Source organism: Acetatifactor aquisgranensis (assembly GCF_943193215.1).
Taxonomy (GTDB): domain Bacteria; phylum Bacillota; class Clostridia; order Lachnospirales; family Lachnospiraceae; genus Acetatifactor; species Acetatifactor aquisgranensis.
Genome location: NZ_CALPDH010000045.1, coordinates 1 through 22,426, shown reverse-complemented (window position 1 = coordinate 22,426; position 22,426 = coordinate 1). Strand labels below are relative to the sequence as shown.

26 protein-coding genes and 4 pseudogenes are annotated in these 22,426 nt (G+C 46.9%); 13 read left to right on the top strand and 17 right to left on the bottom strand.

The genetic code is table 11. The annotated features are described in order from the left end of the window. Positions 1-27 precede the first annotated feature (27 nt). From NFS35_RS25705 to NFS35_RS25655, 12 genes are all read left to right on the top strand, one after another. Positions 28-969: a ParM/StbA family protein gene (locus tag NFS35_RS25705; protein WP_251209865.1), complete on the top strand. Its 942-nt coding sequence runs from the start codon at positions 28-30 to the stop codon at positions 967-969. After that, on the top strand, positions 966-1,310 hold the full coding sequence (locus tag NFS35_RS25700) for an adenylate cyclase (RefSeq protein WP_251209864.1): 345 nt from the start codon (positions 966-968) through the stop codon (positions 1,308-1,310). The genes NFS35_RS25705 and NFS35_RS25700 overlap by 4 nt, the downstream gene beginning before the upstream one ends. Before the next feature lie 158 nt (positions 1,311-1,468). Then, entirely contained in the window at positions 1,469-1,666 is a 198-nt protein-coding gene (locus NFS35_RS25695; protein ID WP_251209863.1) for a DUF3847 domain-containing protein, read from the top strand. Positions 1,667-2,043: 377 nt separating this feature from the next. Next, positions 2,044-3,240: a MobQ family relaxase gene (mobQ, locus tag NFS35_RS25690; RefSeq protein WP_330640467.1), complete on the top strand. Its 1,197-nt coding sequence runs from the start codon at positions 2,044-2,046 to the stop codon at positions 3,238-3,240. Positions 3,241-3,365: 125 nt separating this feature from the next. Beyond that, a complete protein-coding gene (locus tag NFS35_RS30085) occupies positions 3,366-3,749 on the top strand; it encodes a hypothetical protein (RefSeq protein WP_330640466.1) in 384 nt (127 codons plus the stop codon). A gap of 169 nt (positions 3,750-3,918) precedes the next feature. Continuing rightward, the gene (locus NFS35_RS25685) at positions 3,919-5,163 is read left to right on the top strand and encodes a GNAT family N-acetyltransferase (RefSeq protein ID WP_251209862.1); all 1,245 of its coding nucleotides are present in this window, start codon (positions 3,919-3,921) and stop codon (positions 5,161-5,163) included. Continuing rightward, positions 5,160-5,828, top strand: a complete 669-nt coding sequence (locus NFS35_RS25680) for a Type 1 glutamine amidotransferase-like domain-containing protein (RefSeq protein WP_251209861.1) — start codon at positions 5,160-5,162, stop codon at positions 5,826-5,828. Before NFS35_RS25685 ends, NFS35_RS25680 begins: the two co-directional genes overlap by 4 nt. Before the next feature lie 17 nt (positions 5,829-5,845). Beyond that, positions 5,846-7,528, top strand: coding sequence for an aminoglycoside phosphotransferase family protein (locus NFS35_RS25675; RefSeq protein ID WP_251209860.1), 1,683 nt, complete (start codon positions 5,846-5,848; stop codon positions 7,526-7,528). Next, a complete protein-coding gene (locus NFS35_RS25670; RefSeq protein ID WP_251209859.1) occupies positions 7,528-7,896 on the top strand; it encodes a DUF3795 domain-containing protein in 369 nt (122 codons plus the stop codon). Before NFS35_RS25675 ends, NFS35_RS25670 begins: the two co-directional genes overlap by 1 nt. Positions 7,897-7,926: 30 nt before the next feature. Next, a complete protein-coding gene (locus tag NFS35_RS25665; RefSeq protein ID WP_251209858.1) occupies positions 7,927-9,084 on the top strand; it encodes a DUF3795 domain-containing protein in 1,158 nt (385 codons plus the stop codon). A gap of 85 nt (positions 9,085-9,169) precedes the next feature. Then, positions 9,170-9,562, top strand: coding sequence for a GNAT family N-acetyltransferase (locus NFS35_RS25660; protein ID WP_251209857.1), 393 nt, complete (start codon positions 9,170-9,172; stop codon positions 9,560-9,562). Between the two features lie 145 nt (positions 9,563-9,707). After that, entirely contained in the window at positions 9,708-10,427 is a 720-nt protein-coding gene (locus NFS35_RS25655; RefSeq protein WP_251209856.1) for a zinc dependent phospholipase C family protein, read from the top strand. Positions 10,428-10,473: 46 nt separating this feature from the next. On the opposite strand, the pseudogene NFS35_RS29800 reads toward NFS35_RS25655, so the two are convergent. Then, positions 10,474-10,587, bottom strand: a pseudogene (locus tag NFS35_RS29800) (recombinase family protein); the annotation flags it as partial. Positions 10,588-10,805: 218 nt separating this feature from the next. On the opposite strand from NFS35_RS29800, the gene NFS35_RS25645 reads away from it, so the two are divergent. Beyond that, complete coding sequence (locus NFS35_RS25645; protein WP_016303804.1) at positions 10,806-11,408, top strand: DUF6064 family protein; 603 nt, start codon at positions 10,806-10,808, stop codon at positions 11,406-11,408. Between the two features lie 68 nt (positions 11,409-11,476). On the opposite strand, the gene NFS35_RS25640 is transcribed toward NFS35_RS25645, so the two are convergent. The 16 genes and pseudogenes from NFS35_RS25640 to NFS35_RS25565 form a co-directional block, all read right to left on the bottom strand. Then, a complete protein-coding gene (locus NFS35_RS25640) occupies positions 11,477-11,674 on the bottom strand; it encodes a transposon-encoded TnpW family protein (RefSeq protein ID WP_016303805.1) in 198 nt (65 codons plus the stop codon). Beyond that, a complete protein-coding gene (locus tag NFS35_RS25635) occupies positions 11,671-12,543 on the bottom strand; it encodes an ATP-binding protein (RefSeq protein WP_251209855.1) in 873 nt (290 codons plus the stop codon). The genes NFS35_RS25640 and NFS35_RS25635 overlap by 4 nt, the downstream gene beginning before the upstream one ends. A 62-nt stretch (positions 12,544-12,605) precedes the next feature. Beyond that, positions 12,606-13,370: a phage replisome organizer N-terminal domain-containing protein gene (locus NFS35_RS25630; protein ID WP_251209854.1), complete on the bottom strand. Its 765-nt coding sequence runs from the start codon at positions 13,368-13,370 to the stop codon at positions 12,606-12,608. A gap of 112 nt (positions 13,371-13,482) precedes the next feature. Continuing rightward, complete coding sequence (locus NFS35_RS25625) at positions 13,483-13,869, bottom strand: cysteine-rich VLP domain-containing protein (protein ID WP_251209853.1); 387 nt, start codon at positions 13,867-13,869, stop codon at positions 13,483-13,485. After that, a pseudogene (locus NFS35_RS25620) lies at positions 13,859-15,489 on the bottom strand (relaxase/mobilization nuclease domain-containing protein). The gene NFS35_RS25625 and the pseudogene NFS35_RS25620 overlap by 11 nt, the downstream one beginning before the upstream one ends. Then, positions 15,461-15,856, bottom strand: a complete 396-nt coding sequence (locus NFS35_RS25615) for a plasmid mobilization protein (protein WP_251209852.1) — start codon at positions 15,854-15,856, stop codon at positions 15,461-15,463. Before NFS35_RS25615 ends, NFS35_RS25620 begins: the two are co-directional and overlap by 29 nt. 571 nt (positions 15,857-16,427) lie before the next feature. Beyond that, positions 16,428-16,832: a winged helix-turn-helix domain-containing protein gene (locus tag NFS35_RS25610; RefSeq protein WP_120475670.1), complete on the bottom strand. Its 405-nt coding sequence runs from the start codon at positions 16,830-16,832 to the stop codon at positions 16,428-16,430. A gap of 30 nt (positions 16,833-16,862) precedes the next feature. Next, positions 16,863-17,075 (bottom strand): helix-turn-helix domain-containing protein, encoded by a 213-nt coding sequence (locus NFS35_RS25605; RefSeq protein ID WP_004060543.1) that lies wholly within the window; start codon positions 17,073-17,075, stop codon positions 16,863-16,865. After that, positions 17,062-17,505 carry an RNA polymerase sigma factor gene (locus NFS35_RS25600; RefSeq protein WP_160643032.1) on the bottom strand — a complete coding sequence of 148 codons (444 nt, stop codon included), beginning with the start codon at positions 17,503-17,505 and terminating at the stop codon, positions 17,062-17,064. Before NFS35_RS25600 ends, NFS35_RS25605 begins: the two co-directional genes overlap by 14 nt. Positions 17,506-17,673: 168 nt before the next feature. Next, a complete protein-coding gene (locus NFS35_RS25595) occupies positions 17,674-18,387 on the bottom strand; it encodes an ABC transporter permease (RefSeq protein WP_129178626.1) in 714 nt (237 codons plus the stop codon). 2 nt (positions 18,388-18,389) lie between these two features. Further along, positions 18,390-19,199 (bottom strand): ABC transporter ATP-binding protein, encoded by an 810-nt coding sequence (locus NFS35_RS25590; RefSeq protein ID WP_129178625.1) that lies wholly within the window; start codon positions 19,197-19,199, stop codon positions 18,390-18,392. Next, positions 19,196-19,996 carry a MerR family transcriptional regulator gene (locus NFS35_RS25585; RefSeq protein ID WP_251209851.1) on the bottom strand — a complete coding sequence of 267 codons (801 nt, stop codon included), beginning with the start codon at positions 19,994-19,996 and terminating at the stop codon, positions 19,196-19,198. Before NFS35_RS25585 ends, NFS35_RS25590 begins: the two co-directional genes overlap by 4 nt. 129 nt (positions 19,997-20,125) lie before the next feature. Continuing rightward, entirely contained in the window at positions 20,126-20,266 is a 141-nt protein-coding gene (locus NFS35_RS25580) for a Maff2 family mobile element protein (protein ID WP_251209850.1), read from the bottom strand. A gap of 92 nt (positions 20,267-20,358) precedes the next feature. After that, positions 20,359-20,994, bottom strand: a pseudogene (locus tag NFS35_RS25575) (type IV secretory system conjugative DNA transfer family protein); the annotation flags it as partial. Positions 20,995-21,041: 47 nt separating this feature from the next. Continuing rightward, positions 21,042-21,939 (bottom strand): annotated as a pseudogene (locus NFS35_RS25570) (IS3 family transposase). Continuing rightward, a complete protein-coding gene (locus tag NFS35_RS25565) occupies positions 21,936-22,274 on the bottom strand; it encodes a transposase (protein ID WP_251209849.1) in 339 nt (112 codons plus the stop codon). The pseudogene NFS35_RS25570 and the gene NFS35_RS25565 overlap by 4 nt, the downstream one beginning before the upstream one ends. Between the last annotated feature and the right edge of the window lie 152 nt (positions 22,275-22,426).

The window sequence follows — 22,426 nt, the reverse complement described above, 5'->3', positions numbered from 1 at the left end:
GCCGCAAAGCGGCAGAAAGGAATCTCTATGAATTTTATGAACAACTACAACAACACCAATCCCATCATCATCGGCATCGATCACGGCTATGGCAACATCAAGACTGCCCATTGTTGCTTTAAGACGGGCGTAGCCGCCTACGACAAGGAGCCGACCTTCAAGAGCAATCTGCTTGTCTACGAGGGCAGATATTATCTCATTGGTGAGGAACACAAGGAATTTATCTCCGACAAAATGACAGACAGCGACTACTATATTCTTACTCTTGCCGCTGTTGCCCATGAGCTGAACATCCGCAAGCTGATCTCTGCCCGTGTCCACCTTGCGGCGGGACTCCCTCTGACTTGGGTGAGCGAACAGAAGGACAGCTTCAGGGAATACCTCCTGCAGAACGACAGCGCCGACTTCACTTTCAAGGGAGTTGACTACCACGTTGAATTTGCCGGTGCGGATATTTTTCCGCAGGGCTTTTCTGCGGTTGCAGACAAGCTCCGTGAGTTCAAGGGCATCAATATGCTCTGCGATATTGGCAACGGTACGATGAACGTCATGTATATCAACGAGTGCCGCCCTCTTGCGAAAAAGTGTTTTACCGAAAAATACGGCACAAATCAGTGTATGCTTGCTGTGCGTGAAAATCTGATGAAGCAATTTGGTGTATCGGTGGATGAAACCGTCCTTGAGCGTGTTATCCGTCACGGAACGGCAGACATCAGCCAGCGTTATCTGACCGCCATCCGTGATACCGCAACCGAATATGCGGAGGGCATCTTCCGCAGACTGCGTGAGCATGAATACGATCCGGAACTGGTGCGCCTGTATGTGGTAGGCGGCGGAAGCTGTATTCTCAAAAACTTCGGCAGCTATGACAAAGACCGTGTGATTATCAACGACGATATTTGCGCTACCGCAAAAGGCTATGAACTGCTTGCTGAACAGAAGCAGAACAGAAAAGGAGGCATCGTATGAAGCAGATCTACACGACTACCCTGCGTTTAAATCTTGCGGATGAGGATGACCGCCGAGCCTACGAGCATTTACAGCAGATGGACAAAAAGCAGTATCGCTCGTATAGCAAGGCGATTGTTACCGCCATCAATGACCATTTTGAACGGCAGGCACGGCTTGCTTCCAATCCTTATTTGGAAACCCGTGAAAAAGATGATGCTTTTCTTGGTTTAATACAGAGAATTATAGAAAAAACCGTACTCTACAACTCTACACCTTTGACACGCGATGTTCCGCAGGTCATTCCCGACGAGGATGACGAGAACATTTCGGCGGCATTGGACTTTGCTGACAGTTTCTGATACTACTATTGCCCTCGTTTGGTACTACTGCGATACTAAACGGGGGCATTTTTGCTACTACAACGATTTTCAAAAAAAGCATGATACCAAACGGACGGATATTTGGTATTGCACTGCTATCAAATAACCCAATTTTTACTACCACAGGAGGTTTTTCTATGATCACAGACGAGAAGAAATTACTACAAGCCAAGCACAGACTGGAGGAAGCAGAGATGCGTGACCGTAATAAGGAGCGAAAAGCGAGGACACGACGGCTGATCCAGGAGGGAGCGATACTGGAAAAGGTCTTTCCGAACGTTGCTTCCATGAGCCTTGACGAATTGGAGGACTTTCTATGCGGGCTAAAACGATAAACATGAGACGAGGGGCGTTCGGGCAACCGAGCGTCCCGTTTCTTTTATCCCGAAGGGCGCACTTACTCACCACCCCGAAGGGGCGGTGGTATTGCCTGCGGCAACCGTGCGCTCTGCGAGGCGGATGCGGCTTCTGCGGAAGCCTTATGGACAATGCCACAGCTCTGCGGCGCTGCTGTCATTGTCCACGCAGTCGGCTATATGTTTTGCTTCATCATCAAAACAGTTGTTTCCGTTTTGGAAACAACTCGCCGCCTGCCTGCGAAAATCTGCCACCGGCAGTTTTATCGCAGTTACGGGTATCGCTTCTCCTGCGACACCCATTTTCTTTTTGCGAAAAAGAAACAAAAACAAGGACGAAAGGACGGTGAGAACGAATGGCGATCTACCACTTGGAAGCCAAAGTGGTCAGCCGAGGTACGGGACGGTCTGCGGTTGCCGCTTCCGCTTACCTGAGCTGTACCAACATCTTGAATGACTATGACGGAGTACGGCACGACTATACACGAAAGAAAGGGCTTGTGTGGCAAGATGTATTTCTGCCGGAGTTTGCTCCTGCCGAATGGAAAGACCGAGGCCTGCTTTGGAACGCCGTGGAAGAAAACGAAAAGACCAAGGACAGCCGCCTTGCACGTGAGTTCGTTCCGGCTCTGCCTATTGAGCTGACACCAGCACAATGGCAGGAACTTCTAACCGATTTTATTCAGAACAGCTTTGTTGCCGAGGGGATGTGCGCTGATGTTGCCATTCACGATCCGCATCCGCCCGGTCATAATCCGCACGCTCATATTATGCTGACGGTGCGCCCGCTTGATGAACAGGGCAACTGGCAGTACAAGACCGAGAAAGAATATCTCTGTGTCAGAAACGGCGAGGAACGAGGCTTTACCGCCGCCGAGTTCAAGGCGGCACAGGCAGACGGATGGGAAAAGCAATATCCGTACAAGGTCGGTCGAAAGAAAGTGTATATGCCTCCATCCGAGGCTGAGAAGCACGGCTATGAACGAGCCAACAAACACCCCAAAAGCACCAAGTTCGGCAGACAGAATCCCATTGCCGAGCGTTGGAACAGCGAAGAACAGCTTGCGGAGTGGCGCAAGGCGTGGGCAGACGTGACCAACTGTTATTTAGAGAGATACGGACACGACGAGCGCATCGACCACCGCAGCCATGCAGACAGAGGCTTGACCGAGCAGCCCACTATTCACGAGGGTGTGGTTGCCCGTGCGTTGGAGAAAAAGGGTGTTATCTCTGACCGCTGTGAAATCAACCGTCAGATCAAGGCAGACAATGCACTTCTCCGTGAGCTGAAAGCAACGGTCAAGAAGCTGATGCAAGCGGTAAAGAATACGGTTCCTGCCATAGCGGAAGCATTGGAAAAGCTACGCAGCAGTATACTGATTTTCAGCTATCAGCTTCGTTATATTGGTGTAGGTAAGAACCGCATGGGTAAGCGTGTTGATGCAGTCAAGCCGGAGCTTGAACGCTATGCGAGTTTGGTGCAACAAATCAAGGAGAAATCCAAGGAACGGAGGAATCTGCTTGCGGAGAAAAAGGAAACGCCTTCTATCTGATACCCAAGCTGCATGACCTTACCCACCGCATTACCGAGCTGACTGAGGAAATCGAGGAGCTGAAAACCGAAAAAGACTTTCTGCTTCGTTCTTTGGACTGCGCCGACGATGCGGGTATTTCCGAGGTGAAGAAAGAAATCGCCACATTGGAGGGTGCGCTGCAGAAGCTGTCCGAGCAGGAAGAAAAATATTCTGCCGAGCTTGATGAAGCTTTGAAGCAGTATGCCGAGCTGAAAGAACAAGGCGCTGGTATGGATGCCGCTGAGCTGATGGATGCACGGCTTGCCGTTCGTGAGGAAAAGGAACGCTCTGCCGTTGACCGTGTGAAAGCTGCCTACGGCGAGAAATACGATCCGATGCTGATGCACGACAGCAAGCGTGATGTGGCAAATCTCCTCCATGAAGAATCAGATACACGTTCTGTTCGGGAGTTCATTCGCCGGAAACAGCAACAGCAGTCACAGCAAAAGCAGAACAAGAAGAAGAATCGAGACAGTTGGGAGCGATAAAATTTCAGCGGGAGTGCATTTTGAACGATGCAATCCCGATTTTTCTGTTTTATTCGTGAAGCCGGTAGAATTTTTCATATTTTTGTGCTATAATTATTATGGATTTTTGTATCTATGAGTAAGGCGATTGCTTTGATAACCAATTGATTACGAACGGAGGCGAAATGCTGTGCAGCTCTTTTATGGAGTACCGGAAGATATTGAAAATTGGATGAGCCTTGTTACACAGGTGCGCTGGAATTTCCCAGGTCTGGAAACGCAAGAGAAGCTAAACGAGCATCGAGCCACCGTTCTCAAGTTCATGGGCAAGAGACAGGCTATCTGTATAAAGGACGAAAACGAGATTGCCGGTGTTATGCTGTTCTCACGAGGACACAACATGATCTGCTGTCTCGCTGTTTCGCCCGAATACCGTCGCCGTGGTGTTGCTTCCATTCTCATGGATGAAGCTCTTACCAATTTAGACAGAACAAAAGAAATCTCGGTATCTACTTTCCGTGCTGACGATGAAAAAGGAACCGCCCCAAGAGCATTGTATGAAAAATATGGTTTTGTTGCAGACGAGCTTATTGAAGAATTTGATTACCCAAATCAGAAATATGTCCTGCATCCTGCAGGATCAGAACGAAAAGAACGACAGCTCGCTATCAATACTACGGTTCGTGAAATCAGCGGTATTCTCTCGGATTGTGAACCTTCAATTTATATGTATGGCTCGTCTGTACTGAATGATTTCAGATTGGGTTGGAGCGATCTTGATATTCTTGTATTGACAAGCAAGCAAATAACGGAGGAACAGGCAAAATCGCTCGTTGGACTTCGCCAAGCTATGCTTGTAGATGAACCCGATAATCCCTATTACCGTTCTTTTGAGGGCGGGATGCTCACCCTGGATGCGTTCCTCTCAAAGAAAACTGACCGTGTAGTATATTGGGGCACAAGCGGAGAACGAATTACCGATAGTTATGCGTTTGACAGCTTCGGCATGGCAGAGCTGGTCGAGAGCAGCGTCCTCTTGTACGGAAAGGATATACGAAAGGAACTGAAATATCCCACTTTCCACGAATTGTATGCCGACGTTAAACGACACTATGAAACAATCAGAAAATACGCACAAAGCACCGGACGGAGCTTCTACTCCTTCAGTTGGATGTTGGATATAGCTCGGTGCATCTATACACTTCGCACCGGCAAAATCATCGCAAAGACAAAAGCCGCAGAATGGGCGTTGGAAAACAATCTCTGCCCCAATCCGGATGCCCTTAGATATGCGTTGATAGTTCGCAGAAGTCCGTTGGAATATCGAGACGATAAAGAGACATTCGACTACGCTGAGACGCTTGCGGAGCCGATACAGCGCTTTGCAGATGTACTGGAAAAAGCACAAATACAAGCAAAGGAGATAAATCAATGATTAACATTTTACTTGAAGGATTTGACATAGATGCGCCTTGGCTCTATGACGAATTGAAAAACTACATACAGCCAAATCATTCTGTTGCGGTCGTAGCGTTCTCCTTTAGAGACAACCGTGTAAAATCCTTGTCGGATTGGAATGCTTTGTATAGCAAGGAATGTGGCAAATATCACGATGGGATTGTTGGAGGCTTTACTACTTATGGCATCCCGGAAGAAAACATTAACTTTATCAATTATTTTACCGACACAAAGGAATCTGCAACTCAAAAAATCAAAAGCGCAGACATTGTTTATTTCCTTGGTGGGTTGCCGGACAGAATGATGGATCGAATCAAAGAGTTCGATTTGTATGATATTTTGATGCAACATGATGGGATTCTGATGGGCTATAGTGCCGGTGCTGTCATTCAGTTAGCAGAGTACCATTTGTCTCCCGATGATGATTACCCCGAATTTAAGTATTATGAGGGGCTTCCTTATCTGAATGATTTTTATTTGGAAGTTCACTATGAGGGGACTTCGGAACAGGATGAGTCGATACAACGGGTACTTGCTGAACGTGGTAAAACCGTGTACGCAACCGCTGTGCGAGCTGGCGCAATTCTCGTGGATAATGGAAACCTTAAACTGCTCGGTGATGTCAAGGTGTTTGGCAGATAGAGCTACGGAGAAAAGATATGAATTTTGTAACGAAAGAACCAATAAACAAAGGCTGGTCGAGTGATAAAAAATACTGTGTTACCGACGAAAACGGCACACGGTATCTTTTGCGTGTTTCCGATATTGCACAGCACGACACAAAGCAGTCTGAGTTTAATATGATGAAACAGGTCGCTTCTTTTGGAGTGCCTATGTGCCAGCCCATTGAATTTGGCACTTGTGAGGATGGCGTTTATTCCATCCAAAGTTGGATTGACGGCGAAGATGCAGAACAGGTCATGTCGGGCTATTCTGATACCGAGCAATATGTATATGGCTTGGAAGCAGGACGTATTCTTCGCAAGATCCACTCCATTCCTGCTCCTGCAACGCAGGAGGATTGGGAAATCCGTTTTAACCGTAAAATGGATTATAAGATCAAAAAGTACGTTGAGTGCCCCATCAAGTATGAGAACGGACAGGCATTTATCGACTACATAAACGAGAACCGTCATTTGCTGAAAAACAGACCGCAGGTATATCAGCACGGCGATTACCACATCGGCAATATGATGATCGACAGAGGCGGTCAGCTCCACGTTATCGACTTTAACCGTAACGATTACGGTGATCCGTGGGAAGAATTTAACCGCATTGTTTGGTGCGCTCAGAAAGCTCCTCTCTTTGCTTCCGGTATGGTAAACGGATACTTTGATGATAACGTACCTATGGAGTTTTGGAGATTGCTTGCTCTTTACATTTCAAGCAATACTCTCTCATCTGTATATTGGGCGATTCCGTTCGGACAGGACGAAGTGAACACCATGCTGAACCAAGCCAAGGAGGTTCTGTCTTGGTACGATAATATGCGTAATCCTGTGCCGACATGGTATTTCAAAGGGTATTATCTGCAGTACATCGACGGGATTCCTTTCAAGCTGAAAAGTACTTTTGATTTCAGCTTTATGAAAGAGTATGGAACGGTGTTCAAGGTTTACGATGACCAGGATTCCGGAAACATCTGCTTTGGTACTGAAAAAGACGGTCAGCGTTATTTTGTAAAGTTCGCCGGTGCTCCTACCGAGCAGTACGGCGGCGATCCTGCAGATGCTATCTCCAGATTGAAAGCTACTCTCCCGATTTACAGCGATCTGAAGCACGAGAATCTGATTGAGCTTATTGAAGCCAAGGAAATTGGCGACGGGTTCGCTATGGTATTCAAGTGGGCTGATGGCGATTGTATGGGCAGAATGTACCCCGCGGCATATCGTCGCTTTATTCAGCTTCCCATCAATGACAGGCTCGCTGTGTTCAGCGACATATTGAGCTTCTTGGAATGTGTTGTCTCGCGCAATTATGTAGCCATAGATTTTTATGACGGCAGCATTATGTATGATTTTGTGAACGGAAAGACTACAATCTGCGATATTGACCTTTTCCGCAAACAACCGTGTGTCAACGATATGGGACATATGTGGGGCAGCTCTCGCTTCCAATCCCCGGAAGAACATCAGCTCGGAGCCGATATTGATGAAATTACGAACGTCTATACTCTTGGTGCTACCGCTTTTGCGCTCTTTGGAGAGTATAACCGCACACGGGAAAAGTGGCAGCTCAGCGACAAGCTCTTTGAGATCGCAATGAGAGCAGTAAGTGATGATCGTGCCAACCGTCAGCAAACAATCAGACAATTCACAGCAGAATGGGAGGCGGCACAATAATGAAAGCTATTGCATTTTGTGGTCTTGCGTGTTGCGTTTGTTCCGAAAATAAAGGCTGTGTAGGTTGCCAAGACGGAGGCTGTGAAAGCCACGGCTGGTGCAAAAACTATAACTGTTGTAAAGAAAAAGGGCTGAACGGCTGTTGGGAATGTTCTGAATTTCCTTGCACCGGATGTATGCTCGATAAGCCCCGTATTCGTGCTTTTGCAGAGTTTGCAAGAAGATATGGTGTAGAGGAACTTGAAAAATGTCTCCTTAGAAACAAGGAAAAAGGCATTGTGTATCACTATGAAAGTCAGCTTGTTGGCGACTATGACAAATGCCAGACCGAGGAAGAAATCATTGAAATGATTAAGACCGGAAAGTGATTTGTTTTTCAGAAACAGAGGCGGTGAGTTATGCAAAACTATAGAAATGGTAAATGGGTAGATCAAATTCTTTCACAAAGGCGTGAAGATGGTCTATGGGGTAATTTTCACACACTTAGTTGCCCTGTTCCCGGCAGAAATTATACAACTGAACAGGCAATACGAAGGCTCTATTATCTTGGATATACAGCCGAAGATGAAGTTATTCAGCCTGTTCTTAAACGCATGGAACAATGTATCACGGGAGAGCTTGATATTGATAGTTACTCAGAAAAGAAACACGATTGGGTTTTCTTTGAAAAACTCATGTTGGCGGCTTGGTTGCGAATTTTTGAGCCACAAAATGAAACTGCTCTTGAAGTGGCATACCAATGGGCACAAATTGTTGAAAAAGCGTTTGCCAGTGGTAGTTACAGCGTAGCTGATGATATTGCGGCATTTACAGAGTGGAAAGGACGAAAACCCAAGAGTGGATTTGAAACGGGTTTTGGTATGTTCTATCATGCTGCGTTGCTTCCGGGGGTATTATCACCCAAAACAGAAGATTTGTTTTTGGATTATTACTTATCGAAACCGGATGGAATGTACTACATTTATGACAAACCGTTAAATCAGCTTCCAGAAACATTTGCCTCACGAAAATCAAGTTGTTATATCGCTGCGATAGAAGTATTGTCTCGTTATGATCTGGCAAAAGAAAAATTGACTTTTGTTATGGATTGGATCAATGCCAACCGTAACGAAAATGGACAATGGGACTTTGGAGAAAAGGCAAAAGATGGAGTATATTTTCCGTTGTCCGACCGTTGGGATAAGACAACAAGAATCGCAGACAGTACATATCGGATAAGTAAGCTGTTCGGTCTGCCGTGTTACTGTGGTCATGATTGTTCAAAGTGTGTTACTTATATTGCAACGCAAACCGATAATGATGATCCGCGCAGACAGGCTCAGAGTTTTTATAAAGAGAGGTTTGGACTTGATATTCCTCTTGAAAAATTCTATTGCGACGGCGGTAGATCAGAGAACGTGTTTGAGCTGTGCAAGGAATGTCCTTTCAAAAAGTGTTGCATTGAACGAGGTATAGATGCTTGTAGTAAATGCTCGGAATACCCCTGCAAAGATATTTCGGACTATCAAGAAAAGTATGTAAATAGGAGCAATCAACTGGAGAATAAAGTAAAATGACGATTAGCAAAAACGAATACTTAATTTGTCCTTGCAAAGTTTCATCTATACCATACTGGAAAGTAAAATAACCATACCCGATGGTATGCGCATTGTACACCAGGACAATTTCAATAAAACAGAATATCAGCATTACATTGACGAGCCTTATTTTCGCTTAATACATAGCCTGCAAGACTTGTCTGTTCAAGTGCCTCCGCAGGGATATTTGCTTTGTAAAGCTACTTTGAAGGAGTTTGCAGAGCACATCAATCGCTGCTATAGCAAGATCGGTATAACAGAAGCCGACCTCCGAGACTACACAGCTCGTCCTGTATATGATTCCGCTTTATGGTTAGCAATTAAGGATAACCAAGCCGATGAAGTGGTTGCAACAGGCATTGCCGAACTTGACAAAGAGATTGGTGAGGGTGTTTTAGAGTGGATTCAAGTATCTGAACAACATCGTGGATATGGATTAGGTAAATATGTCGTTTAAGAGTTGTTATGGCGAATGAAAGAAAACGCCAAGTTCGCTACTGTATCCGGTCAATGTAATAACTCTACAAAACCAGAGGCGATGTATCGCAAGTGTGGATTTACCGGTTCTGATGTTTGGCACGTTTTAAGAAAGAGGTAAACAGATGGCGACTTGGATAACACACCTAATGATTGCGGATGGCGTTCTTGAACGTATTCCGAACATAGATAGACGTGGCTTCTGTGTTGGTAATATCGCACCGGATTGCAACGTAGAAAATGAAGATTGGACAGCCTTTACGCCGTCCAGAGAAGTAACACATTGGATGCAGAGTGAACGAAAGATAGCCTCGGACTGTGATGCTTTCTGCGATGAGTACATCTTGAAACGTAAAGACAAAATCAAATCTGCAGAAGAATATGCGTTTCTGCTCGGCTACTACTGTCATTTGATTACTGATGCAGCGTTTCAAGCTATGATCCGAGACGATGATCGGGTTAAAGCGACATGGATGCGCATTAAGGCAGACGAAGAATTGCGTGTTGCCGCTGTCGGTATGGATGAAACGTGGGATTCAGTAAAAAGACTCATTCCCAAGAAAGAGCATATGCGTGAGATCTACGAAATGGAGGCTGAGTATCTGAGCGATCATCCGAACTCCGGGTATCTCACAGAAATTCTTCCGTTAAAATCTTTCCCCGATTATATTGATTATCTCCCAAAAGGTAGTATCGTCCGTAAGATCGGCGTGATGGGTTATTTGCCCGAACTCGATAAATCAATAAATAAGTTTATTACTATGTCAAGAGACGAGTATGCAAACTTTGTAGAAGATACGATACAACTTGTAATTCAACAGTTTGTTGAGAAAAAATTGATGTGAGAATACATAATTATTGAACAATTTGTAACTTTTGCAGAAAGCCCCCTTGACAAATTCCGTCTTGGTTGCTTATGGAGTTGGATTCACCTTGAAGCGTGTCCTCGTGCGACAATCTCGGATATAGGGCGGTAATCAGTTTTTGGGTGGTCTGTCTTGGCATAATGTCCTCCGTTTCCGACAGCCAGTCCCACTATTCCGTAGGCTTAGTATACCATAGGGCGGGGCTGTCTGTACAGTCCTTTTTGCTTCTTTATGTCGAAAAATATCACGGTTTTTTGTTACGGTTTATAGCAAGTAGCTTATTATAGAAAATATCAAATTTTTATGCTATACTTTAGTTCGTTACAAAGTGACAAACTAAATCTACGGGGGCAACACATGGACGCACAAGTTTTTTGGGATGTTATCGGCAATTACAACAGACAAACATGGATAATCCAAATTGCATTACTCGTTTTTTTACTCATAGCGGTTGCTTTGTCCTATACAAAAAAAATAAAGTGGGCGGCAAAATTCTCGCTTGGGATTATTAACCTCTTTATAGGCATTGGATTTTTCGCTTGGTATGGAACAGAGCCTATTCAGAAATTTTTTGCATTTCCCTTGTATATCACTTGCGGTGTTCTGTTCCTATACGAAAGTCTGCATAACAAGGACGATATACTCAAAACACCTACCGCATTTCAGATGTTTCTACTGGTGCTTTATTTAGCGTACCCTTTTGTTTCCATTCTTTTAGGTAATTCTTTCCCGCAAATGGTAACATACATCATGCCTTGCCCCGTAATCAGCATAAGCATGACGGTTTATGCTGGCTATAAAAGAAAAAACAATCTGCTCCTCGCTTTACTGACCATATGGGGATTGACCGGAATAAAATCAGTCATCTTCAATGCCTATGAAGATATAATTCTACTGATTTGCGGTTTGTATGGTATCGTGCTGCTGGCAAATGAAATACGGCAATCAAGCAAGAAATAAACATGGTGTCATTTATTACTATTCCAGCGGTCACGCTCCACGGCATGACCGCTTTTCCATGCCACAACTTAGGCGGTAAAAGGCGGCTTGTGTCCGGCTGCGCTTTCGGCTTCCAGCACTTTCATCATCTTGTCGGCGGCGGTGGCGGTAGTGCCTTGTTTGAAGTAGCCGGAAACCACAAGGACGGTGTTCCCCCGGCGTACCTCGGTCACGCAATCCGGGCGGCGGGCGGTGGTGGCGGTGCTTTTCTTGGGCGTGTCGGTCATAGGCAAATCTCCTTTCCGTTCAGCAGCTTTTTAAGGCGTTCCATTTTCTCCCTTGCTCTGGCTTTCCTGAAATTCTCCCCGGTAATGCAGACGGGGGTACACATTTCCGTAAGGCGGTCATAAATGCGGGCGTGGGCGGTGTCCTCCGGGTTCTGCAATTCTTCCAGCGTCAAATTTGTTGTCACGATTAAGGGCTTGCCGCTTCGGTATCGGCTGTCTATCACGTTGTAAACCTGTTCAAGCCCGTATTCCGTGCCACGCTCCATGCCGAATATCGTCAGGCGAACGCAGTTCGCCTTGATAAGCAGAGGGAAGCTGCAAAGTCGGGCTATGTACTCGTTCCTGTCCTTATAGCTGGCGGCAAGGTCGTTGAGTATCAAGGCAAAGTTTGTCATGCACACGGAAACCTCTTTCTCCATGAGGGCGTTGGCGATACACCCGGCGAAATAGCTTTTGCCTGTGCCTACCATGCCCCATAACAGATAACCGATATTCCCGGCTTTCATTTCCTCCCAACACTCCACATAAGCATGGGCTTTGTGCATTTGGGGGCATTTCCCGTTGTCGTTTTCAAACGTCCATTCCCGCATAGCCGGGTCTGTAAATCCCTTTCGTTTCAGCCGTTCCACTTCCTCCCGGTGCTTATATTCCCGGTGGCTGGCTTCCAGCGTTTCCCGGCGTTTTCTCTGGCAGTCACATTCTTTCGGGTGGCGGTCACGTCCGAAAAATGTTTTGCCCTCCGGGAAGTAGGCTTCTTTGGGCTGGCGGCAGCTCCCGCAATATAAAAGCCCGTCCTCCCCGGTGTAGTCCTCTGGCTCTGCTCCCTGTGCCGTGGCAAGCCGGAAAATGGCGTTATCGTAATCACACATAAAATCGTCCTCCTTGTTCATGGTCTTTTACGTCCTGTTTACGGGGCGTTGTGTCTATGCGGTTAAAGGCTCTCGCCCTCCTTGTAGGAATAATCGGGGATTCCCTTTTTTGGCTTCCCCTTTGCCTTGTCATCAGCCGCCCAACGCCGGATAGTGGCGGCATGGTTCTTGTAGTTCTTCCCGCTGGAAGCGATATAGCCGGATAGACGGTCAATGTAATACTCCCATTTGCCGGGAAGCTCCTCTTGCAGCTCCGCAAGCTCTTTTTCTGACAGAAATACGTTTTCATATCTGCCAAAAGGGGCGGGGGCGGTCTGTCCGGTTTTTATCTCTCCCTCTCTCTTTATCTCTAACTCTATATCTATCTCTTTCTCTATCTCTATCTCTGGCGGACAAATGTCCGCCCCGTCTGGTGGACGTTTGTCCGCCACGGCTTCCGGCAATGCCTTTTGCTCCTGCAAAGCCAGCCTTGCACGGCGTTTCCTCTCCCCCTCGGTAGAGGACTGACCGATTAGGAGTTCTATGTTGCTCATGTACAAAGCCCCGTTCTGCAAGGGTTCTACAAGCCCCAGTTTCATAAAAATCTGCAAAGCCCTTTCCACTGTGCCGACTTGCTGGCGGGTGATGGTGGCTATCATCTGTGCGGTGTAGGGGATATTCTCGGCAAGCTGGAGCTTTCCCCCGTTTTTCAGCGATTTTAGGTACATCTTCAAGAGAATGTTTGAGTAGAGCATACCGTCCTGCATACTTTCCAGCAGCACGATAGCGTCCTCGTCAAAATAGCTCTCTTTCAGCTTTAGGTAGTAATATTTGCGGTTGTCTGCCATTCGTTCCTCCTTTGGTCTGTTTTGGGCTTCTGTTACGCTTTAGAACGCCGTTTTCGGGGGTAAAGGATAAATGTATCGTCTACCCTTTGAGGGCGGTCAAAAAAGCCTTGATTTACGGGCTTCTTTCATAGCCTAAATGCGTAGAAAGGTGGTATCTTTTCCGCTGTCTGTCGGCTTCTTTCCGGCGGCGCACTCTTGCGGCGCAATCCGGGCAGTATTTCCCCCGGTTTGATTTGGGGAGAAAATACCCGCCGCACTCGGTACAGCGTTTCCTGTCTGCCCGGTGGAGTAGGGCGGCTTCCAGTTTCCCGTCCAGCGGCAGAACGGCGGTAATGAACCAGCGACATATAAGCGAATAGCTGATACTCTGGACGCATACGCAAGGCTCGCCGTTATCCAGCAAGATACAGTTGCCGTTATCGTAGTTGCAGCACTCATGCACAAGGCGGCGGGCGGCTCTGTGCTGTGGGTAGTCCATGTAGGGGCGTTTACCGTTCATTTTCCCGCCCCTTTCCCCGTTCCGGTTCACGGCCTAAAATTTTGTCAAGATTGTTTTTCACGGTCTGCAATTCCCGGACGTTCTCTTTCTTCTCCCGGTACTCGTTGTAAAGGGCGTTTTTCTCTTTGGTAAGCTACTCAATCTCCGTTTGTAAGGTCTTGGAAGCTGGCAGTTTGGAGATTCCCTGTGCCTTGAAATACCGGGCGGCAGATTCGGAAATGATAAACTCGCTTTCGTGCTGCTCCCGGTAGGCTCGCTTTGCTTTCTCCGATTTCTGCGCCCGCAATCCGTCACGGGCTGGCTTGGTCTTGATATACGCCAATAGCTGTTTCTGCAAGTCCTTTTTCTCCCGCAAAGTGCTTTCCACGGCTTTCAGTTTCCCGGTGGTTTCATACAGTCCGGCACTGACGGCGGCAAGGGCGGCTTCCAGTTCTTCCGGGGAAGTAAAGCCAGATTCCTCGTAAATGCTCACGGTAGCCGCCATTTGCTTCAGATTGTGCAAGGTCGCCCATTTCTCGTAGCCTTTCCCCTTGCCCTCGGCTTTCTTGGCGGCTATGTCTACCATGCGCTGTACGCTGTCTTGTTTCGGTGCGTTTATGGCGGCTTTATTCCTCTGTAAGCGGTCTTTTATGCTCCGGGGGTATTCCGTTTGGGTGCGGGTGTTTCGGCGGCTCTTGCGGCGTTCTGTGCGTTTATGGTGAGTGCTTCCAATACGGCGGCACGGTCAAAATCATCACCCAGTTTCCGGGCGGTGATGGGCTTCGTCCTGTCCGGCGTGAGATACGATAATCTCCCCCGGCTCTCCTTGACGGTCACGCCCTGTTGTAGCAGCTTCCCGGAAAAATCCTCAAAGGAAACGGCAGAGGACAGGGCGGCTCGGATTGTGCATCGTAGCTTCTCCTTGTCGGTTTCAAACTTGGTTTGTTTGGGCGGCTCACCTGCGGCGGCAAGGGAAGCGTTCTCTTTATCCAGCGCGGCTTGTCCTTTCCGCTTCGCCCAATACTCACGCTCGGTAATGCGGTTCTTGCTCCCGTTCAGCAAGTCAATCTGATAGAGGTTTTCCCGGTGGCACATCTCCATGACTTCCGCTTTGAAGTATTCCATAGCTGCGTCTGTACAGCGGTGCTTGCAGCCCTCCCTTGTGTCGGCTGGTCTTTCCATGTAGGGCAATAGCGGCACTTCGGCAATCCGCAAGCTGTTTATGACGATATGCACATGAATGTTGCCGCTGTGGTTATGCCCGTCCGGGTGAGTACAAACAAGGGCTTGGTGTCCGGGAAAATGCGACTTGCAAAATTCCTCGCCCAACGCTTGCGCCCGGTCTACGGTCAAGCCGTTGTCTGGTGCGTCACGGGGGTCAAAGCTGATAATATAGTGGTGGCTCTTTACGTCCTCCCGCTTCTGGTTCTTGCCGTATTTCAGATTGGAACGCATACACGCTATGGCGAAATCTTCCCCGCCGCAATTAAGGGAAGATATGCGGTAATCGCCATGGGGGAGAAGCCGCCCATTTCCGTCCAGTGTGGGCTTCATGGTAAACTCGTCATACTCAAAGGTTAGGTACTGCTCGGCAGCTCCATAGTCGGCATTTTTAGAGCTGATATGTTTGAATGTTGCCAACGGCTTCACCTACTTTCTGCAAGACTTCAAACTTCAAGGCGGCAAGCTCCGCTGTGGCGGCTCGTACCTCTTGGGAGAGTGCGTTATAGGGTGCGCCGTACTCATTCAGACAGCGGGCAATCTGGTTCAAGTTGCCGCCGATTTTCCCGTACTCGGCTGTGAGTTTCCCAACGGCAGAGAGTAATTCATCATTGACCGGGGAAACGGTAATGACCGGGCGTATGCTTGATTTGATTAGGGCTTGCCGGATAAACTCGGCTTGGCTCATTTTGCAGAGGGTGACACGCTCGGAAAACCCGGCGTATTCTTCCTCGGTCAAGCGTGTCTTGATTACCCGGTGGCGGTGGGGCGTGTTGTATCTTTTCATGGCTGTGAACCTCCTTTCGTGGGTGGATTTTTTCAAGCGGCGCAAGCCGCAAAAAGGCGGGCTTGGGGTGGCAACCCCAACAAGATTCCCATAGGACAAAATGAGCCGGTAGGCGAAATTTGGTACTGTGGTAGAATCTTGCTCTAAGAAAGTGGCGGCTTCCTCTGTGTGGGCTTTTGCTGATATCCCGGCTTGTCCGGCGTGGATTCTGCCAACTATGCGGCGGTATTTCTCCCTCTATTACTTACTACGAACGGCAAGGCAAATCTGGCAAAGTTCCCCGAAATTTCTTTTCGTGTTTTCCTAACAGAATTTGACAAAAACGGAAAAATCAGCTCCGTTTTGCAGTGATATACGGACGGTTTCAAAAAATGCCAAACTTCCCGGCAATTATTTTTCCCCATACTACCTACTACGGGAAAAAGGAAAATTTTGGCAATGTTTTCCGAAAGTTTTTGAATTAATTTATTGCGGCGCAAAATCCGGCTTGGTTTTGGGCGCAAAAAAACAGGAAACCTTTTCTTGATTTCCTGTCTTTGGCTGCCGCTGATGGGCGGCGGTTATTCTGTTATCATTCCCCGGAAGCAAACTTGTAGCCCACGCCTAAAACGGTCTTTATGTAAGTGGGCTTGCCGCTGTCCGGCTCTATCTTTTTCCGTAGGTTGCATATCACATTCGCCACGTTTGACTGGCAGCTTTCACTTTCCATGCTCCACACGGCTTCAAAGATTTGCGCCTTTGTGAATACCCTCCCCGGACTGGCGGCAAGGTAGCAGAGTGCGCCGTACTCTAAACGTGTGAGAGGAATGTCTGCCCCGTCTTTCAGTACCCGGCGTTGGTGCGGTCTGATTTCCAATCCCGGAAAAGTAAGTGCCGGGGAGTGGGGCGGCTGCATGGCTTCCAGCGGTATCATATCCGCAAGGGCGGCTATGGCTTTCTCAACCGCTTTTTCTTCTGTGTCGTTAAATATAAGCATGACTATTTTTGCGACAAATCTCACCTCCTGTTAGGTAGGCTGTCCGTCAAAGCGGAACTGGAACAGGGCAGCGATAAGCCGCCGTTTGATATTGTCCTCGGTGTCCTTGTTGACCTGTCCGTTTTCAAGGGAAGCAAGTCGGATTCTTTTGCCATAATGCCGTAAAACCTCGTCAATGGCTTCCGGCTCTCCGCTGGTTGCTCTGACAATAGTTTCATACGGTACAAATTTAGGATTTCTCATGGAAAAGTACCTCCATTTCTTTATGCAGCATTTGCAAGGCACTGTGTATGTGATGCCACGCCGTACTTCGGCAGCGTCCGTATAGTTCCCCGATTTCCTGCTGTGTGTAATGTCCGAAAAAGTAAAGATAAATGATTTCCCTCTTTTTCTCCGGCAAGGCAGACAAGGCTTCGGCAAGCTCCCCGTTTGTGAAGATAACCCTCTGACCGCATATCATAACTGGGTATTGCTTGTAGGGGTCTATGTAATATGTGTCTGACGTACAGAATGGATAAAACTTTTCTTCCGTGAGATATTCAAAAGATATTTCCCTTTGCCGCCGCTTATCTCTGTCACGCCATGCGTTGATAGCGGCATAGTGTATGACAACTCTGCAAAAGGCGTTAAATGTGTATTCGATATGCTCCTTGTATGCTTCTGTACAAGGCATGGTAATTCCCCCTTTCCTACTAAGTGGCAGTTAAGATTTTAATGATAGTAAGGGGCGGCAGCATTTTTTGCTGTCGCTCCTTGACTACCCAGCAGCAAAGACAGACGGGGCTGTCAACGGCGGGCGAAGCCCGTTCATCTTGACCGTTGACTGGCTCGTCTGTCTTTGCTATTTATCAATTCTTCGTAACAGAATACTACACATAACAGTAGCTAAAATAAAAATCAAGAGCAGTGGCAAAAGGCTTTCAAATTTAAAAGCATTTTCCGCCAGTAGTTTATATCCCCATGTAGCCGGAAATAGTTTTCCTATTGTTTCAAACGTTTTTGGAAGTAGTTCAATAGGAAACATAATTCCAGAAAGCATGGTTGACGGCAAAAAAACAATAATAGAAAACATAGAAGTTTTTGCCTGGTCTTTTACTGCCAAACCAATTATGCTGGCAATACTTAATGATACTGCAATAAAAACAGCGAGGCTGATGAAGTACATACCCGGATTTTTTGGTATTTCAGCGTTAAAAGCCAGTGGCGCAGCAATATATAAAATAATGCTCATGAGGAACAAATGAATATACGCTGAAATGTTTGTTAAAGCAAGACCTAATATTAACGGAACACCATTTGCTTTATAGACTTTTTTAATATCACTGCTGTAAATTTCAACAAGAGAGGGCGGCAGACCAATCAACGCCCCCATTGTCACACCAAATACAGTCATGGACTGAATAAGCGTATATCTCGCTTCCGGCATGACTGATGTAAATATACCGCCCATAATTACAAAGAACAAAAGAGGTACGATATAGCAGGTTATAAGTAATGTCTTACTCCTTATGTCTAACTTCCATTGTAAAGAAACTCCGTATAAAAAAGCTCCCATTGTTACTCCCCCTTTGCAATTTTTATAAAGTGCTGTTCCAGTGAACCACGGTCTATCTTAATATCTGTGATAGTTTCTCCTTTTTCCTTGTACTGCATGAGCAGCGAAAGTAGGGAATTTCCGATATTTTCCGATTCATAGTTTTCAGTCCTGTTTTCCGTTTGGATTGTGATATTATAATGCTTCCCGATTGTATCGCCCAGTTGCCCGACAGTCCCGATAAAGGCAATTTTGCCGCCGGAAAGAATAGCAATCCGGTCACACAAATTCTCAACTTCTGCCATATCATGGCTTGCTAATATGATTGTCTTTCCGATTGCTTTTAACTGACGGATTTGTTCATGTAAAGATATTTGCCCCTCAACGTCAAGTCCTGCTGTTGGTTCATCAAGAAACAAAATGTCGGGATTTCGTGTTAATGCAAGCGCCAGATGGAGCCGCCGCTTTTGCCCGGTTGATAATTGATAATAAGGCTTTTTTGAAAGTTCATAAATACCAAGAGCGTCAAGCGTTGCTCTGTCAAGAGAGGTCTTATTCCATTTAGCAAACAGCTTTACAGCTTCCAGTGCTTTAATGTATTTCGGCAAAGAAGCCGATTGTAATTGAATGCCCATGATTCCATTTATAGTAATGTTTCCGCTGTCATATTTTCTTAAACCCTCGATACATTCAAGCGACGTGGTTTTTCCAGCTCCATTCACGCCGAGCAGAGCAAAAATTTCTCCTTGTTGTACGCTAAAATCTAAACCATTCAGCACAATGTGAGTTCCATAACTCTTTGATAAATTGCTGATTTTTATAGCTTCATTCATTCTGTTTCCTCCTTAAATGGGTCAATGCCTAAACGGGAAAAATAAACACCTAATGCTTGTTCAACATATCCGTTCGCAATATCCTGGGCTACTTTCCATTTATGGTCTGCATTCTGAAACTGCCCTAATTCAATCAGTCTGGGAAGCATACTCATATCTCCGCCAGTGAAATCCATAATCATATCCCAATAGGCTTTTGCAAAATTCTGTGTCTCATCACTATCCACAGGAATATTCGCATTTTGAAGTCTTATTGCTTCGTTTTGAAGCTGCATGAAAGTGTTCACAAATGCCGTTCCGCTATCTTTGTCAAAATGGCTGCGGATATGGTCAAGCGTTTGGTCGTCAAAATGTTTAATCAGCCAATAGAAATCGTTTTTCATTTGCAGATTAACAATAATATCCGCATATTTTTTGAAATCAACTGATTGCATTTGAAGGACTTCTTTCCGCAGCACCTCCAATTCTCTCAACGATTCAGACAGACTTTCTATTTTCCGTTTGACAGTGACTGCCTGCTCCATTAGAACATCAGCAATTTCATCTGGTGTATCAAGCAGAATCAGTCGATTTTTTATGTCGTCCAAAGAAAATCCCAAATGTTTGAGCGATAAAATCTGATGAAGTTTTACTATGTCTTTATCTGTATATAACCTACGCCCCCCTTCACTCATGGCAGAGGGGGAAAGCAAGCCCTCTCTGTCGTAATGTTGTAATGCCCGTACAGTAACGTCCATTTTTCTTGCAATTTCACCAACGGTCATATAACCTTGTGGTATCGCTTTATGTTTATCCATGTCACACCTCCTCGAATAGTATATCTCATTACGTTGCGTCACAAGCAAGTGCTTTTAAGAAGATTTAAGAAAAAATACGGAATAGTGGGCTGCTGGCGGTCTATCTGTTGTTTTCAGTTGCTTGCTTCTTTACCGTACATGAGCATTTGAGCCGGGGTTGTCCGAGCCGTAGCCCTCCAGCAGATTAACAACGCCCCAAACGCCGAGGCCCGCGCCCAGCGCGATAACAAGGGTCTGCAAAGTGGTGATAGCGGGTGCGAAAAATGCCATATAGTCCTCCATTTCTCCGGGATATTCCCGGGCACAGGAAAAGCCGCCCGGTGCAGGCGGCAGGTGACACTTCGGGACAAAATGTCCCAAAGCTATACAAAAGCGTCCGGGTCGTCCAAATCGTCATAGTTGAGGATGTCCTCGTCCTCGTCTATGGGCGTTTTGTCCGGCACGTCCGCCTCGTACACGGTGTACTGCTCGTTGGGATTGAGCGTTTTCATGCGGCGGCAGATAAGCCGCTCCAGCGAAAAGGCGTTTTTCTTCTTGTCCGCCTCCGCCGTGTATCGGTAGTTGGGGTGCTGTTTCAAATCGTATTTCCGGGAGTAGAACGGCGGCAGGCCCCGCAGTTGCAGGATGCACCTGTCGCCGGGCATGGTGGCAAGCTCGGCGGGGGTCATAAGCTCCCGGCCCAGCCGTTGCGTGTTCTGATTGTAGCTTTCCGACTGCCCACGGGAGCGGCCCTCGGTCTGCATGGAGATGGTGGCCTTGCCCAGCCAGTTCTCGGAAATCTCCTTGATGGTGCTGGCCTCCCGGCCCCCGAGGAACACCACGCTGTCCATGTTGCCTAAAATGGTTTCCGCGTTTTTATCGTAGATGGCCTTACATTGGGCCAACTGCTGGTAGAACAGCGTCAGGCTCACCTCCCGGGAGCGGATGACCGCCACCAGCTTTTCGAGGTTGGGCACTTGCCCGGTGTTGGCGGCCTCGTCCCACAGCACCCGCACATTGATTTTGTCAAGATTAGTTGACACATTTTCCTCAAGGATTTTGTATCCTATGCTACTTCTTTCAGGGAATCATAGTATCGCTGCCGTTTTATCATGGGAGGAAGACCTCCATTAGAGAAACAGATCCTCCGGTTATTCCAATAGCTGATGAAATATCTCCAGATGAGGGTTTTCACTTCATCCGTGCTCATCTTCTCTGTATTATAGCGGCCATAGAGCAGTTCAGATTTCATTCTGGCCCACATGCTCTCACAGCGGGCGTTATCATGGCATCTGCCACCTGCACTGTTCATGCTCTGCCGTATGCCATACTTCCGGATTGTCTCCCGATAAAGCTGGCTGGTGTACTGGCTTCCCCTGTCACTGTGGATAATTGCCCCATGGATGCCCGGATATGTCTTCGCCGCGTTTTCCAGTGTCCGCGCACATAATGGAGCTTTCATATTAGTATCCATCGCCAGTCCAACCACGCTGGAATCGAAACAGTCAAAAACAGCGGAAACATACAGCTTTCCATCGCTGGCTTTGATCTCGGTTATGTCTGTTACGCACTTCGCCAGCGGTTCCTCTGACTTGAAATCACGTTTTAACAGATCTTCTGATTTCCGGGCTTCCCGATCCGCTTTTGTGATTCCGTTTGGTTTGCGCCTGGGATGATGGCTGATGCCGATATACTCCATGACACGGTAAACAGTACGTTCGCTGGGAATATCCACATTTTCAGGCTGTTTTAACATTAATGCCTGATACATGCGGATCCGGCCGTAGGTGTCATTGCAATCATCTTCCTCAAGGATTTCCATCATGGCGTCTGCCAGGGGCTGATAGGTCTTTATTTGCAAGGTACTGGTAAAATCCCTGCCTGCTGACATGAAGGATTCTGCAGTAAAAGAAGATATCCCCTTTTAATTCGCCATCTTTGGTTTTAAGAGCAATAAACTTCATTCTTTCGTTTTTGCTGACCTCAGACGGCTCGCGGCGAAAAAAGCGCTGGCTTCCTCCAGAAAGTCATTTTCCTTCTTTAAACGGCGGATTTCTTTTTCCTGTTCCTTAACCTGCTGGCGAAGCTGAAGAAGTTCCTCGTTAAGCGTCATGGCGCTTTTCGGGGTTTGTGAACCTGCCCCAAGGTCGAGGCTGCCAAGACGGTTGGCCCGTACCCAGCCATACATGGTATTCTTGGGAACCCCCAGTTCTTTAGCGGCTTTTGCTTGTCCGATTTCCTTTGCGAGTTTCACTGCCTGTACTTTGTATTCATGGTCGTATTGCCTGTTTTCTGCCATTTTTGTTCACTCCTTATTCTCTTGATTATATCTCAAATCCTTGAGAATGGGCTGTCAACTTTTTTTATACCACATCATACTATATCTGCCAGACCTATAACCGGTTGGGGAAAGATGCCTGCACAAGCCACAAAATCGAAGCAAGGGATTTA